This is a genomic window from Streptomyces sp. 11-1-2, from assembly GCF_003595545.1.
In the GTDB taxonomy this organism is placed as follows: domain Bacteria; phylum Actinomycetota; class Actinomycetes; order Streptomycetales; family Streptomycetaceae; genus Streptomyces; species Streptomyces hygroscopicus_B.
This window is the reverse complement of sequence record NZ_CP022545.1, coordinates 10,839,472-10,853,702: the sequence shown is the minus strand read 5'-3', so window position 1 is coordinate 10,853,702 and position 14,231 is coordinate 10,839,472. Positions and strand designations below refer to the sequence as shown.

Here is a 14,231-nt window from a genome sequence, read left to right as displayed (position 1 = left end):
CATGACCGACCCCGCCGGCCGTCCCTCCGACGAGGCCACCCCGGCACGCACCCGACCGCCCCGCTGGTGGCTGCTGCTCGGCAGGGACCGGGGCGCCGCCGTCGCGGCCGTCGTCCTCGCCGTGGTGTTCCTGATCGCGCTGTTCGGCCGGCTGTTCATCGGGGACCGGGCCGTACGGCAGGACCTCCGCGCCTCGCTGCGCCCGCCCTCCCTCGACCACGGCTTCTACGGGCTGCTGGGCACCGATGTGCTGGGACGCAGCGTGCTGGCCCGGCTGGTGGACGCCGCCGGGACGACGCTGTCCATCGCGGTGCCCGCGGTGCTGTGCTCGCTGCTGATCGGCTCGGCGCTGGGGCTGTGGGCCGGATACCACGGAGGCATGCGCGAGAACGTGGCGATGCGTGTCGCCGATGTCATCCTCAGCTTCCCGTCCCTGCTGATCGCGGTCGTCGTGCTGTATGTCTTCGCGCCCAGCGCGATGAACATCGTGCTGATCCTCGCCATCGCGCGCGTCCCGGTCTATCTGCGCACCGCCCGCGCGGAGTCGGCCGAGCTCAGAAGCCGTCTGTTCGTCGACGCGGCCCGGACCTTCGGCACACCGAGCCGGAACATCATCTACCGGCACATTCTGCCGATCGCGCTGCCCACGCTGCTCACCGTCGCCACGCTCGACTTCTGCTTCGTCATGCTGACCGAGTCGTCCTTGAGCTTCCTCGGCATCGGCATCCAGCCCCCCGATGTGAGCTGGGGGCTGATGGTGGCCCAAGGGCGCCAGTACCTTCAGACGGCCTGGTGGATCGCCGTGCTGCCGGGCTTCGCGATCGTGCTCACCACGGTGTCCGCCACGGTGCTCGCCGCCTGGGTCCGCCTGGCCACCGACCCCGCCCAGCGCTGGCGGCTGACGCTGCCCCGGAAGCGGCGCGGCAACCGCGCCGCTGTCCCCTCGGAGATGATCGCGTGAAGCCCTCCACCCTGCCCGCGCCCGCCGCGACCGGCGATCCCGCACTCGAGGTCGAGGGGCTCTGCGTCGACCTGCGGACGCCCTCCGGCACCCTCCGTGCCGTGAACGGCGTCGGCTTCAGCGTGCGCAAGGGGCGCACGCTGGCGCTGCTGGGCGAGTCCGGCTGCGGGAAGTCGATGACCGCGCTGTCCATCGTCGGGCTGCTCGACCCGACGGCCGAGGTGACGGGCGGATCCGTGCGGGTGTCCGGCACCGATGTGCTGCGGTTGGGCCAGGCTGGGCGCAGAAAGCTCGCCGGTCCCGTGCTGTCGATCGTCTTCCAGGACGCGCTGACCGCGCTCAACCCCGTACAGCCGGTCGGCAGGCAACTCGCCGAGCCGTTCCGGATCCATCGCGGGCTGCCGCGGCGCGATGCCCGGGAGAAGGCGGTCGAGCTGATGACCCGCGTCGGTATCCCCGAGCCGCGGCTGCGGGCCCGTGCGTATCCGCATCAGTTCTCCGGCGGTATGCGCCAGCGGCTGCTGATCGCGATGGCCGTGGCGCTGGACCCCGATGTGCTGATCGCCGACGAGCCCACGACCGCGCTCGATGTCACCGTGCAGGCGCAGATCATGCGGCTGCTGCGGGATCTGCAGACCGAGCGGGACATGGCACTCGTGCTGATCACCCACGATCTGGCGGTGGTCGCCCAGCGCGCGGACGATGTCGTGGTGATGTACGCGGGCAATGTGGTGGAGACCGGCCCGGTGGCGGAGGTCTTCTCCCGCCCCCGCCACCCGTACACCAAGGGCTTGCTCGACTCGGTTCCCGAACACGCCGTCAGGGGCGGCCCGTTGCCCGCCGTACCGGGGAGCCCGCCCGAGCTCAGCGCGGTCCCGTCCGGATGCGTCTTCCAAGCCCGATGCCCGCTGGCCGAGGAGCGCTGCGCCCGGGAACGCCCTCGGCTGATCTCCGTCGGGCCCTCACGCTCGGCCGCCTGCCACTTCTCCGAGGAGCTCGACCGTGCCTGAGACGCCCCTCACCGACACCACGGCCGCGGGCCCGCGGGCCGATGGCACGGCCACTCCCCCGCCACTGCTCGAAGTCCGCGGTGTGACCAAGTCGTTCGGCCATGGCCGTCGGCGCCTGACCGCGCTGGACGGAGTCGATGTGCGGGTCGAGCGCGGGGAGACCCTCGGACTGGTGGGCGAGTCCGGATGCGGCAAGTCGACCCTGGCCAGAGTGGTGCTCGGGCTGGAGCGGCCGGACTCGGGGACGGTGCGCTTCAACGGCACCGATCCGTTCAGCCTCAAGGGCAAGGAGCTGCTGGCCTGGCGGCGCCGGGTGCAGATGGTGTTCCAGGACCCCTTCGCCTCGCTCAACGCCCGGATGTCCGCGGCCGATCTCATCGGCGAGCCGTGGCGCACCCACCGCGACATCGTGCCCACGGCACAGGCGCGGGAGCGACGGGTCCGTGAGCTGCTGTCGCTGGTCGGACTGCGGGAGAGCGACGCCCACCGCTACCCGAACGAGTTCTCCGGCGGGCAGCGGCAGCGCATCGGCATCGCCCGCGCGCTGGCCCTCGACCCCGACCTCATCGTGTGCGACGAGCCCGTGTCCGCACTGGACCTGTCGGTGCAGGCCCAAGTGCTCAATGTCCTCTCCGAGCTGCGGGAACGGCTCGGTGTCTCCTACGTCTTCATCTCCCATGACCTGTCCGTGGTCCGGCATGTCTCCGACCGGGTGACCGTGATGTATCTGGGCAAGGTCATCGAACACGGCCCCACCGAGGACGTCTTCGACCGCCCCCTGCATCCCTACACCGCCGCCCTGATGTCCGCCGCGCCCACACTCGACGTCTCCGGGCAGGCCCAGGACGACGACGAGATCCAGTTGCGCGGGGAGATCCCTTCCCCGTACGACATCCCGTCGGGCTGCCGGTTCCGCACCCGCTGCTGGAAGAGCGAGGCCCGGTGCGCCGAGCTCGCTCCTCCGGTCGTCACCCGTGACGGCACGGCGGACCCCGGCCTCGGGCGGGAGCCGCACGAGGGCCTGTGTCACTTCCCGCTGGGCACCGGGCCGACGGAAGCATGAGCCCGCCGGAGTTCACCCTGCTCTTCATCACGGTGGCGGTCGGGGCGCTGTTCCAGGTCTCCATCGGCTTCGGGCTCGGCCTGCTGGCCGCCCCGGTGATCGCGATATTCGACCCTTCGCTCACCCCGGTGGTGGTTCTGCTGCTCGCCACCGGGGTCACGGCCGCGGTCCTGGTGCTGGAGGGCGGCCACCTGGACCTGCGAGGCGCGGGGTGGGCGCTGGCCGGGCGGGTGCCGGGCGCGGTGGGCGGCGCGGCGCTGGTCGCCGTGCTGCCCGCCCGGCAACTCGCCCTCCTCGTCGCCGTGGTCGTCCTCGCGGGCGTCGCGGTGAGCGTGCGCGGCTTCGTTCCGGCGCCGCGACGGCGTGCGGTGCTGCTGGCGGGCCTGATGTCGGGGCTGATGGGCACGGCGACCTCCATCGGAGGGCCGCCGATGGCCATGGTCTGGCAGCGCCTGAGCGGGCCGCGACTGCGCGCCACGATGAGCGGGTTCTTTCTGGCCGGTTCCGTGATGAGCCTGGCCATCCTGGCGGCGACCGGAGCGGTGCACACGTACAGCCTGTGGCACACGGCCCTGCTCGCCCCTGCCGCGGCGATCGGGGTGCTGCTCGCCCGCCCGCTGTCGAGCAGACTGGACATGCGGCGCACCAGGGGTGTCGCCATGGTGCTCGCGGTGGCGAGCGCGACCGTGCTGGTCATCCAGCAGTTCGTCTGAGCCGGGCCGCACCTCCGCTACTGCCCCGGACTCGGGGAGCCTCAGCCCTCCGCTGCCACGGGGACGGCCCGGCGCTCTCCGGTCACCTTGGAGGAGGGCAGCCGCCCGGCCTTGGAGGTACCGGTCATCGTCGCGCCGTCGACCGTCATCGTGAACGCGAGGTTCAGCCGCATGGGCTTGGTGATGGCCTGCCGCCAGCTGAGCCGGTCACCCTCGAGTGCCACATCGGCCAGCGGCACCTCCTCCCCCGCGCCGTGGGCCGCACCGGTCAACGTGCCGTCCTCGTCGCGGAATTCGGCCACGGCCTTGATCCGGCCGATGGGGGTGGAGATGGTCAGATCCCAGGTGCCTTCAACGGACATGGTGGTGTGGTTCCTTACCGTGGGTCGGGGGGGATTGCGCTGGGGCGGTGTGGTCACAGGGCGACGGGCGACGGCCCGTGGTGGCGCCAGGGGGTGCCACGGCGCTCGTAGGCGAACAGCTCCTCGACGGCGTGGGCGATCCGCGGCCCCAGTTCGCGCTCCAGCAGGTACAGGCCCAGATCGAGCCCGGAGGTGACACCGGCACCGGTCACGAGGTCGCCGTCGTCGACGACACGGGCCCTGACCACGTTGACACCGGTGGCGTCCAGCATGTCCAGGCCCATGTGGTGGGTGGTGGCCCAGCGGCCCTCCAGCAGACCGGCCATGGCCAGGACGAGCGAGCCGCCGCACACCGTGGCGACGGTCGCCTCCGGACGGTCCATGGCCGTCTTCAGCAGCCCCGGCAGGCCGGTGTTCACGGCGCGGCCCAGAGTTACGGGGATGAATTCGTGCTCCCGCCACTCGCCCGCGTCCGCGTCCGCGTCGAGATCGGGGACCTCGCCGGGTTCTCCGACCCGGCCGGCCGCGCCGGGGACCACCACCAGGTCCGCCGTCGCGGGATCCAGGGCGGCCGTGGCGCGCAGCGGCACACCGCCGACCCCGCTCACCACCTCACGCGGCCCCTCGGCGGACACCAGCTCGGCGCGCAGCGCTCCCCCGGCAGCCATGCCACCGGCGTGCAGCACTTCGTAGGGGGCGAGCACATCGAGGAGGTCGAAGCCGTCGAACAGGACAATCTGGGCGAGCATGAAATGTTCCCTCACATGCGGTGATGGCCAGTCTGTCTAGCCTTGTCCCGACGCTAGGCGAGGGCGGAAACGGCTCCCAGTGGCACGAGCGACATGGTTCAACGGAATATCGCCAAGCGGACCGGAGGACGCCGCAGGCAGGCGCCTCAGACCAGGTCGGGCGGCACGTTGTACGGCGTGACGACCTGTCCTGTCTCGCGGAAGTGGAAGCGCGAGCGCATCACCGCGGGGCGCAGCGCCGGCAGCTCCGCCTCCAGGGCGGCGCGGACCGCCAGGGAGAAGCGCTCCGGCGCCTGCATCACGATGTCGATCACGAAGGTGCGGCCGCCGATACGGACCTGGGTCCGCTGCCGGTCCAGGTCCTTGATCGCCTGGTGGACCTCCCGGATGGTGCTCTCGCGCACGCCGCCCCGGTTGTTCAGAACCCGGTCGACGGTGGCCCCGCTCAGGCCCGCCTGCCGGGCGATCTCCCGGATCGGATACGGATGGGACATCGGCGCGCCTCCATGATGGGTTTTTGATGGACTGCTGAGGATTGCCCGATGCCTGGCTGATCACAACACTGACAGAAAGCCGCAGCCCACCGGAAGGACCGGAAAGCATCATGTCCCTCGTCGCTCCGAGGTCTCATGTCTGGCTCAGTGAGGCCGACTGCACTCTCGACGCCTTCCGCGCCCTGGTCGAGCGGACCACCGACCCCGGCGACCACCCCGGCGCCGACGCCGTGGTGCGACACGTCCCCGTCTACGACGGCGACCGCCTGCGCGCCCGGGCCGCCACGGCGCCCGGCCGCCGGGAAGCGCAGGCGGAACTGGTGGACGCCCTGCTGGACGGCCCCGGCATCGTGGTGTTCAAGGGCGCCTTCCCCGACCCGTCGGTCCTCGACCGGGCCACCGAGGCGTTCACGACGCTGATCGAGGAGGAGCGGGCGGCGGGCTCCGCCCGCGGTGACCACTTCGCCAAGCCCGGCACCAACGACCGGGTCTGGAACGCGCTGGAGAAGCTGGCCCTGGGAGCGCCGGAGGTCTTCGCGGACTACTACGCCAACGACCTCCTCGCCCTGGTGGCCACCGCCTGGCTGGGCCCCGGCTACCAGCTCACCTCACAGATCAACCAGGTCAACCCGGGCGGCGCGGCGCAGAGCGTGCACCGTGACTATCACCTCGGCTTCCTCTCCGAGGCGCGGGCCGCGGCCTATCCGGCCCATGTCCACCGGCTCTCCCCCGTGCTGACCCTGCAGGGCGCGGTCGCCCACTGCGCCATGCCCGTCGAGTCCGGCCCGACGCTCTACCTGCCGTACTCGCAAGCGTACGAGCCCGGCTACCTGGCCTGGCGCCGCCCGGAGTTCATGGCCTACTTCGCCGAGCACCATGTCCAACTGCCGCTGGAGGCGGGCGACGCCGTCTTCTTCAACCCCGCGCTCTTCCACGCCGCCGGGCACAATCGCTCCACGGATATCCAGCGGATGGCGAACCTGCTGCAGATCTCCTCCGCCTTCGGCCGCGCCATGGAGACCGTCGACCGCGCGGCGGTCGTCGACTCCGTCTTCCCCGTGCTGCGGCAGCGCAAGGCGGAAGGCGCCTCCGAGGACTGGCTGCACAACGTCGTCGCGGCCTGCGCCGAGGGCTACCCCTTCCCCACCAACCTCGACCTCGACCCGCCCGTCGGCGGCCTCGCCCCGGACTCCCAGGCCGACATCGTCCGGCGCGCCCTGGAGCAGGACTGGACCCCGGACACCCTGCGCGCCCAACTGCGGGCCGGCGCCGAGCGCCGCGAGAGCTGAAGGAGACGGACCGCTCATGGGACTGCTACAGGGCAAGATCGTCCTGGTCAACGGAGGCAGCCAGGGAGTCGGCGCCGGTATCGTCCGCGCCGCCGCCCGCGAAGGGGCCACGGTCGCCTTCACCGGACGCCGCCCCGACATCGGCGAGCCGCTGGCCGGGGAACTCACCGCCCAGGGGGCCACCGCCTCCTTCCTCCGCGCCGATCTGGCCGATCCCGCGCAGGCACGGGGCAGCGTGGCGGAGGTGGTGGCGGCCCACGGCAGGATCGACTGCCTGGTCAACTCCGCCGGGCTCACCTCCCGCGGGACACTGCTGGACACCACCCCCGAGCTCTTCGACGCGCATATCTCGATCAATCTGCGCGCCCCGTTCTTCGCCATGCAGGCCGCCGTCGCCGACATGGTGGCCAGGAAGGCTCCGGGCACCATCGTCAACATCATCTCCAACTGCGCGCACGGCGGATATCCGTTCCTGGCGCCGTACTCCGCCGCGAAGGCCGGGCTCGCGGGCCTGACCCGCAACGCCGCGCACGCGCACCGCTGGGACCGCGTCCGTATCAACGGCCTCAACCTCGGCTGGACCGAGACCGAGGGCGAGGACGCCGTCCAGCGCGCCTTCCACGGCGCCGACGACGACTGGCGCGAGGAGGCGGCCCGCGCCCAGCCGATGGGCAAGCTCGGCCAGGTCGACGAGATCGCCGATTTCGTCGTCCTCCTGCTCTCCGACCGCAGCGGCGTCGTCACCGGCTCGGTCATCGACTGGGACCAGATCGTCGTCGGCGGACTCGGCTGACCCGCCGCGGGGCACGGACAGAGACCGCACCCTCACAAGCCACACCGCCAGAGACCGCACCGCCAGAAGCCGCACCCTCACCACCCGCACCGTCAGAAAGGGCACAACTCCCCATGCGTATCGGCATCATGGGCCTGGGCCGCATCGGCGCCTTCCACGCCAAGACCCTGTCCACGCTCGACGCGGTGGACTCCCTCGTGGTCACCGACCCGGTCGCCGCAGCCGCCACCACCGCCGCCGAGCGATTCGGCGCCCGGGCGGTCGCCTCGCCGGAGGCCCTGCTCGCCGCCGGTGTGGACGGCGTCGTGATCGCCGCGGCGACCGACGCCCACCCCGAGCTCATCCTCGCCGCCGTACGGGCGGGCGTACCGGTCTTCTGCGAGAAGCCGGTGGCGCGCACGATCGAGGAGAGCCTCGAGGTCCTCCGCGCGGTGAAGGACAGTGGCGTGGAGGTCCACATCGGTTACAACCGGCGCTTCGACCCCGGGTATGTGGCGGCGCGGAAGGCGGTGGTCAGCGGTGAGCTGGGGCCGCTGACCACGGTGCGCTCCACCACCTTGGACCCCGAGCCGCCGCCCGCCGCCTATGTGGCCGTCTCCGGCGGCATCTTCCGCGACTGCTCCGTGCACGACTTCGACACCATCCGGTGGGTCACCGGCCGCGAGGTCACCGAGGTCTACGCGACGGGGGCCAACCGCGGCGCCGAATACATCGCGGCCGCCGGAGACGTGGACACCGCCTCCGCCCTCCTCACCCTCGACGACGGCACCCTTGCCGTGGTCTCCAACACCCGCCACAATCCGCGCGGTTACGACGCCCGCCTGGAGCTCCACGGCATGACGGACAGCATCGCCGCGGGCCTGGAGGACAAGCTGCCGCTGCGCTCCGCCGAACCGGGCGCCACCTTCCCGGGCGGCACCCCGCACCACTTCTTCATGGACCGCTTCGCCACCGCCTACCGGGCCGAGCTCACCGCCTTCACCGAGGTCGCGGCGGGGCTGCGGCCCTCCCCCTGCACCGTCGCCGACGCCGTCGAGGCCGGCTGGATCGCCGAGGCATGCACGCTGTCCCTGCACGAGCACCGCCCCGTGAGCATGGAAGAGGTACGGAAGGCATGACGACAGCCGAGCCGCTGCGCATCGGGATCCTGGGCGCCGCCCGGATCTCCGGGCTCTCCCTCGTGGGCCCCGCCCGTGCGGGCGGCCACCGCCTCGTCGCGGTGGCCGCCCGCACCCGCGACCGGGCCGATGCCTTCGCCGCCGAGCACGGCGTCGAGCGCGTCCTTGCCTCCTACGCCGAGGTGATCGACGACCCCGAGGTGGAGGTCGTGTACAACCCGCTGGCCAACAGCCTGCACGGCCCGTGGAACCTCGCCGCCCTCGCCGCGGGCAAGCACGTCCTGACCGAGAAGCCCTCGGCGAGCAACGCCGAGGAGGCCACCGAGGTCCGCGACGCCGCCGCCAAGGCGGGCACCGTCTTCATGGAGGGCTTCCACTACCTCTTCCACCCCGTCACCCGCCGCCTCCACGAACTGCTGGGCTCCGGGGAGCTCGGGGAGCTGCGGCACGTCGAGACGATGGTCGCCATGCCCGCTCCGCCCGGGTCCGACCCCCGCTGGTCCCTCCCCCTGGCCGGGGGCGCCCTCATGGACCTGGGCTGCTACAGCCTGCACGCGCAAGCCACGCTCGCGCCCTGGGCCGGTGGTCCCCCGCATCTGGTCACCGCCCGCGGCGGCGCACGGCAGGGCGCACCGGATGTCGACGAGTGGCTGGACGCGGAACTGGCCTTCCCGGGCGGCGCCACCGGATCCGCCCGCTGCCATATGGCATACGGGGACTGGCGGATAAGCTGCCGGGTCGTCGGCTCGCGGGGCGAGGCCACGGCCGTGAACTTCGTCCAGCCTCATCTGGACGACCGCGTCCTGGTGCGCACGGCCGCGGGTGAGCGGACCGAGGAGCTGGGCAAGCGCTCGTCGTACACCTACCAGCTGGAGGCGTACGCCGCTCACCTGCGGCATGGCACACCGCTTCCGCTGGACGCGGAGGACGCGCTCACCACCATGTCCCTGATCGACGCGTGCTACCGCACCGCCGGGTTCCCGCCCCGGCCCCGCACCGCGCTTCCTGCCTCGGGCTGAGCCCGCACGCACGGGGGCACGGTCGCCGGCGTGCCCCCGCCGGCGACCGTGCCCCCGGCCGCCGGCTCAGCTCGCCGTGTCGGCCGTCGACCCCGGCCGGGCCGCCGCGGGCGCGCCCACGCGCAATCCGTCCATGACCAGATCCAGAAGCCGTCTGGCGCGCACCGGCCCCTCGTCATCGGGACTGATCTGCCACAGACCGGAGATGGCGAGCAGGAAGTCGTCGGTGGTCACGTCCGGGCGGATCGTGCCGACCTCCTCGTTCGCCTTCAGCAGAAGCGTGACGGCCTCGGTCATCTGGCCGTGTCCCGGTTTCTTCTGGCCGCAGGCGCTGCTGAGGGCCTTGTGCAGCGCGTCGGCCAGACCGGCCTTGGCCATGGCGAACCGGGCCAGGTGCCCCATCCACTCCCGCAGCGCCTCATCGGGCGCGCGGGTACGGAGCAGCTCGGCCGCGATGTCCGCGACCTGCAGCATCTCGTGGCGGTAGATCTCCAGCACGAGGGCCTCGCGGCTGGGGAAATTGCGGTACAGCGTGCCCTGTCCGACGCCCGCCTTCTTCGCGATGGTGCTCAGCGGGACATCCGCCGAGCGGGTCAGCTCCGCCAGCGCCACTTCCAGGATGCGCTCGCGGTTCGCTTGCGCGTCCGAGCGCAGACGCGCGTCCTTCTCTGCCCGCACTCGTCCTCCTTCCGGACACCGCCGTAGCGCCGACCTTGCCCACCGGACAGCTGTCCGCTAAGTTTCATGCATAGCGGACAGGTGTCCGCTTAGGTCCACCTTACCGGCTGAAACGGCCCGTGGGGATGGCCGGAACCGAGCGCCGACCGACATTCTCACGCATCCCCATCCCCCAGGACCTCCTCATTGGACGACTTCGACGCGCCCCACACCCGCGAAAGAAGGCTGATCATGGCCCCATCGACGTCCAGCGTCATCACGCTGAACATCAACGGCGAGAAGTACACGCTGCCCGTCGACCACCGCACCACCCTGCTCGACGCCCTGCGTGAGCATCTCGACCTCACCGGGACCAAGAAGGGCTGCGACCAGGGCCAGTGCGGGGCCTGCACGGTACTGCTCGACGGCCGCCGGACCGTCTCCTGTCTGCAGCTCGCGGTGGCGGCCGAGGGCCGCGACGTCACCACGATCGAGGGGGTGGCCGACGGCGACCGGCTGCATCCGGTGCAGCAGGCGTTCCTCGACCTCGACGGCTACCAGTGCGGCTACTGCACCCCGGGGCAGATCTGTTCCGCCCTCGCCGTGATCGAGGAACACGCGGCGGGCTGGCCGAGCGCCGTCACCGCCGATGTCCGCCCCGAAGCGGGGCCCCCACCACTGACCGCCGATGAGATCCGGGAACGGATGAGCGGCAACCTGTGCCGCTGCGGCGCCTATGTGTCGATCGTGCAGGCGGTCGCGCAGGCGGCCGAGGTGCAGGCGACCGGAACCGAGGAGGCCGTCGCATGAAGGAGTTCGGCTACCAGCGCGTCCTCGACGTCTCCGAGGCGATCGCCGTACTCGGCGCCGATCCCGACGCACGGTTCCTCGGCGGCGGCACCAATCTGGTCGATCTGATGAAGACCGGCATCGAGCGGCCCGGACGCCTCGTCGACGTACGCGAACTGCCCCTGGACCGCGTCGAGGTGACGCCGGACGGCGGTCTGCTCATCGGGGCCACCGTCACCAACAGCGATCTCGCCGCCCACCCCGAGGTACGGCGCCGCTACCCGGCCCTCGCGCAGGCCGTCCTGGCCGGTGCGTCCGGGCAGCTGCGCAACATGGCCACCGTCGGCGGGAATCTCCTCCAGCGCACCCGCTGCGGCTACTTCACCGATGCGGCGGGGCCCTGCAACAAGCGCCTGCCCGGCAGCGGCTGCCCGGCCATCGAGGGTGAGCACCACAACCACGCGATCCTCGGCGCCTCCGGGCACTGCGTGGCCACCCACCCCTCGGACATGGGAGTCGCGCTCGCCGCCTTCGACGCCGTCGTACGGTACGAAACCGCCGACGGGCCGGGCGAGTTGCCGCTCGCGGACTTCTATCTGCCCGTGGGCGACACCCCGCACCTGGAGACGGCGCTGCCCTCCGGCGCGCTGATCACCGGCGTCACCCTGCCCCCGGCCCCGGTCGCCGCCCACTCCCGCTACCGCAAGGTCCGCGAGCGCGCCTCCTACGCCTTCGCGATCGGCTCGATCGCCGCCGCCCTCGACATCCGGGACGGCGTCGTCCACGAGGTCCGCCTCGCCTTCGGAGCGGTCGCCTCCCGGCCGTGGCGGGCGCTGGAGGCCGAGCGGGCACTGACCGGGGGCCCGGCGACCGCCGAGGCGTTCGCCGCCGCCGCGGACGCGGAGCTGGCCGCCGCCGAGGCACTGCCCCACAACGGATACAAGGTGCCGCTGATGCGCAACCTCGTCGTGGCCCTGCTGACCGAACTCGCCGAGGAGGCCGCCCGATGACCACGACGACCGGAACCACCACGACGACGGGGGCCCTCGGAACCGCGCGCACCCGCATCGAGGGCCGGGAAAAGGTCACCGGGGCGGCCCGCTACTCGGGCGACATCCCACTGCCCGAACTCGCCCACGGCTGGCTGGTGTTGTCCACCATCGCCCGCGGCCGGGTCCGCTCGGTCGAGGCCGACTCCGTCCTCGCCATGCCCGGTGTCCTCGCTGTCCTCCACCATGAGAACGCCCCGCGCGTCAACCTGGACTACATGGGCATGATCGGGCCGCCCGACCCGATCATCGGGGTCTTCCAGCACGACCGTGTCCCCTTCCGGGGCTGGCCGGTGGCGCTGGTCGTCGCCGAGCGGCCCGAGCAGGCCCGGGAGGCCGCGGAAGCGCTGGTGGTCCAGTACGACCAGGAGTCGCACGACATCGACTTCTTCGCCGGACACCCCGATGTGTACACCCCCGAGGACTCGCCGTTCGGGGCGGCGGAGACGACGAAGGGCGACATCGAGGCCGAACTCGCCGCCTCCACCTTCGTCGTGGACGCCGAGTACACCACCCCGGAAGAGCACCACAACCCCATGGAGCCGCACGCGGCGACGGCCCATTGGGACGGCGGCCGGCTCGAGGTCCTCGACTCCAATCAGGGCACCACGTACGTGGCCGGTGAGCTCGCGCAGATCTTCTCCCTCGACGCGGAGTCGGTGCGCGTGCGGTCCGAGCACGTCGGCGGCGGCTTCGGCTCCAAGACGGTCCGCCCGCACCAGGTGGCCGCCGCCATGGCCGCGACCATCCTCGACCGTCCGGTCCGCGTCGTCATGACCCGCCGCCAGATGTTCTCGACCATCGGCTATCGCAGCCCCACCGCGCAGCGCGTCCGGCTCGGCGCCGACACGTCGGGGCGGCTGCGCGCGCTCGACCACCGGTCCGAGTGCGTCACCTCGACCGTGCACGAGTTCATCGAGCGCAGCGCCACGGTGGGGCGCGTGATGTACGACGCCGACGCGCACCACACCAGCGACCGGGTCGTACGGCTCGATGTGCCGACCCCGACCTTCATGCGCGCGCCCGGCGAGGCACCTGGCTCGTTCGCGCTGGAGTGCGCGCTCGACGAACTCGCCGAGGCATCCGGCATCGACCCGATCGCGCTGCGCGTCCGCAATGAACCCGACCGGGGCCCCGTCTCCGGCCTGCCGTTCAGCAGCCGCAATCTGGTCGCCTGCTACGAGGAGGGTGCCCGCCGGTTCGGCTGGGCGGACCGGGATCCTCGTCCGGGGCTGCGCCGCGAGGGACGGTGGCTGCTCGGAACGGGTATGGCGGCGGCCAGCTTCCACTCCGGGGCCGGCCCGTCCACGGCGGGCGTGACGGCGGAGGCGGACGGCACGTTCACCGTGCGCATCAACGCGGCGGACATCGGGACCGGCGCCCGGACCGGCATCGCCCTGGTCGCCGCGGACGCGCTGGCCGTGGATCCGGACCGCGTCCGGGTGGTCATGGCGGACAGCGACCTCGGTCCGGCGATGATCGCCGGTGGCTCGATGGGCATGCGCTCCTGGGCATGGGCGGTGTCGATCGCGGTGCGCGAGCTGCGCGAGCGGCTGGCCCTGGGCGGCGACATCCCGCCCGAGGGAATCACCGCGCGGTCCGACACCTCCGAGGCGATCGGCGCCCTCTCCAAGAAGGAACGGCACTCCTTCGGAGCGCAGTTCGCCGAGGTGGCCGTGGACGTCACCAGCGGAGAGGTCCGGGTGCGGCGGATGCTCGGGATCTTCGCGGCGGGCCGGATCGTCAACCCCCTGACCGCGCGCAACCAGCTCGTCGGCGGGATGACCTGGGGCATTTCGATGGCCCTGCACGAGGAGGCGGTCCGGGACCGGGCCTCGGGCGGCCATGTCGGACCGGACCTCGCGGGCTATCACTTCGCCGCGAACGCCGATGTGCCGCTCATCGAGGCGGACTGGGTGGACGACCCGGACCCGGACGACCCGGTCGGCATCAAGGGCGTCGGTGAGATCGGCATCGTGGGAGCCGCGGCGGCCATCGCCAACGCGGTGTGGCACGCCACCGGCGTCCGCCACCGCAACCTGCCGATCCGCCCGGACCGGGTCCTGTCGGCGGGGACGAGCGTGCCGGAGCCCGGCCACGGTGGCTGACCCGCCATCGAATGATCGGCGCCGGCCGGGCCCACGGCCTGGCCGGCGCCGAACTCA

Annotated in this window: 14 protein-coding genes and 1 pseudogene; 11 read left to right on the top strand and 4 right to left on the bottom strand. The window is 72.1% G+C overall.

The genetic code is table 11. From position 1 onward, the window contains the following. Position 1: 1 nt before the first annotated feature. The 4 genes from CGL27_RS46095 to CGL27_RS46080 are packed head-to-tail and all read left to right on the top strand — an operon-like array spanning position 2 to position 3,747. Positions 2–961 carry an ABC transporter permease gene (locus tag CGL27_RS46095; RefSeq protein WP_119993654.1) on the top strand — a complete coding sequence of 320 codons (960 nt, stop codon included), beginning with the start codon at positions 2–4 and terminating at the stop codon, positions 959–961. Next, positions 958–1,971 (top strand): ABC transporter ATP-binding protein, encoded by a 1,014-nt coding sequence (locus CGL27_RS46090; RefSeq protein ID WP_119993652.1) that lies wholly within the window; start codon positions 958–960, stop codon positions 1,969–1,971. The genes CGL27_RS46095 and CGL27_RS46090 overlap by 4 nt, the downstream gene beginning before the upstream one ends. Beyond that, a complete protein-coding gene (locus CGL27_RS46085; protein WP_119993650.1) occupies positions 1,964–3,034 on the top strand; it encodes an ABC transporter ATP-binding protein in 1,071 nt (356 codons plus the stop codon). The genes CGL27_RS46090 and CGL27_RS46085 overlap by 8 nt, the downstream gene beginning before the upstream one ends. Beyond that, on the top strand, positions 3,031–3,747 hold the full coding sequence (locus tag CGL27_RS46080) for a sulfite exporter TauE/SafE family protein (RefSeq protein ID WP_119993649.1): 717 nt from the start codon (positions 3,031–3,033) through the stop codon (positions 3,745–3,747). Before CGL27_RS46085 ends, CGL27_RS46080 begins: the two co-directional genes overlap by 4 nt. A 41-nt stretch (positions 3,748–3,788) precedes the next feature. Here the strand turns inward: CGL27_RS46080 and CGL27_RS46075 are convergent, their stop codons facing one another. From CGL27_RS46075 to CGL27_RS46065, 3 genes and pseudogenes are all read right to left on the bottom strand, one after another. Continuing rightward, positions 3,789–4,109 (bottom strand): hypothetical protein, encoded by a 321-nt coding sequence (locus CGL27_RS46075; protein ID WP_119993647.1) that lies wholly within the window; start codon positions 4,107–4,109, stop codon positions 3,789–3,791. A gap of 53 nt (positions 4,110–4,162) precedes the next feature. Then, positions 4,163–4,858, bottom strand: coding sequence for a DJ-1/PfpI family protein (locus tag CGL27_RS46070; RefSeq protein WP_119993645.1), 696 nt, complete (start codon positions 4,856–4,858; stop codon positions 4,163–4,165). Between the two features lie 188 nt (positions 4,859–5,046). Beyond that, positions 5,047–5,352: pseudogene (locus tag CGL27_RS46065) on the bottom strand (LacI family DNA-binding transcriptional regulator); the annotation flags it as partial. A gap of 110 nt (positions 5,353–5,462) precedes the next feature. Here CGL27_RS46065 and CGL27_RS46060 point away from each other — a divergent pair. From CGL27_RS46060 to CGL27_RS46045, 4 genes are all read left to right on the top strand, one after another. Further along, positions 5,463–6,641, top strand: a complete 1,179-nt coding sequence (locus CGL27_RS46060) for a phytanoyl-CoA dioxygenase family protein (RefSeq protein ID WP_119993643.1) — start codon at positions 5,463–5,465, stop codon at positions 6,639–6,641. 16 nt (positions 6,642–6,657) lie between these two features. Next, positions 6,658–7,434 carry an SDR family oxidoreductase gene (locus CGL27_RS46055; RefSeq protein ID WP_119993641.1) on the top strand — a complete coding sequence of 259 codons (777 nt, stop codon included), beginning with the start codon at positions 6,658–6,660 and terminating at the stop codon, positions 7,432–7,434. 113 nt (positions 7,435–7,547) lie between these two features. Continuing rightward, entirely contained in the window at positions 7,548–8,552 is a 1,005-nt protein-coding gene (locus CGL27_RS46050; RefSeq protein WP_078646130.1) for a Gfo/Idh/MocA family oxidoreductase, read from the top strand. Next, a complete protein-coding gene (locus tag CGL27_RS46045) occupies positions 8,549–9,571 on the top strand; it encodes a Gfo/Idh/MocA family oxidoreductase (RefSeq protein WP_119993639.1) in 1,023 nt (340 codons plus the stop codon). Before CGL27_RS46050 ends, CGL27_RS46045 begins: the two co-directional genes overlap by 4 nt. A gap of 66 nt (positions 9,572–9,637) precedes the next feature. Here CGL27_RS46045 and CGL27_RS46040 read toward each other — a convergent pair whose 3' ends face one another. Continuing rightward, the gene (locus CGL27_RS46040) at positions 9,638–10,249 is read right to left on the bottom strand and encodes a TetR/AcrR family transcriptional regulator (protein WP_078646128.1); all 612 of its coding nucleotides are present in this window, start codon (positions 10,247–10,249) and stop codon (positions 9,638–9,640) included. A 231-nt stretch (positions 10,250–10,480) separates the two neighbouring features. On the opposite strand from CGL27_RS46040, the gene CGL27_RS46035 reads away from it, so the two are divergent. The 3 genes from CGL27_RS46035 to CGL27_RS46025 are packed head-to-tail and all read left to right on the top strand — an operon-like array spanning position 10,481 to position 14,174. Continuing rightward, complete coding sequence (locus tag CGL27_RS46035) at positions 10,481–11,038, top strand: 2Fe-2S iron-sulfur cluster-binding protein (RefSeq protein WP_078647858.1); 558 nt, start codon at positions 10,481–10,483, stop codon at positions 11,036–11,038. Further along, entirely contained in the window at positions 11,035–12,027 is a 993-nt protein-coding gene (locus CGL27_RS46030) for a xanthine dehydrogenase family protein subunit M (RefSeq protein WP_119993638.1), read from the top strand. The genes CGL27_RS46035 and CGL27_RS46030 overlap by 4 nt, the downstream gene beginning before the upstream one ends. Beyond that, positions 12,024–14,174 carry a xanthine dehydrogenase family protein molybdopterin-binding subunit gene (locus CGL27_RS46025; RefSeq protein ID WP_119993636.1) on the top strand — a complete coding sequence of 717 codons (2,151 nt, stop codon included), beginning with the start codon at positions 12,024–12,026 and terminating at the stop codon, positions 14,172–14,174. Before CGL27_RS46030 ends, CGL27_RS46025 begins: the two co-directional genes overlap by 4 nt. The last annotated feature ends 57 nt before the right edge of the window (positions 14,175–14,231 follow it).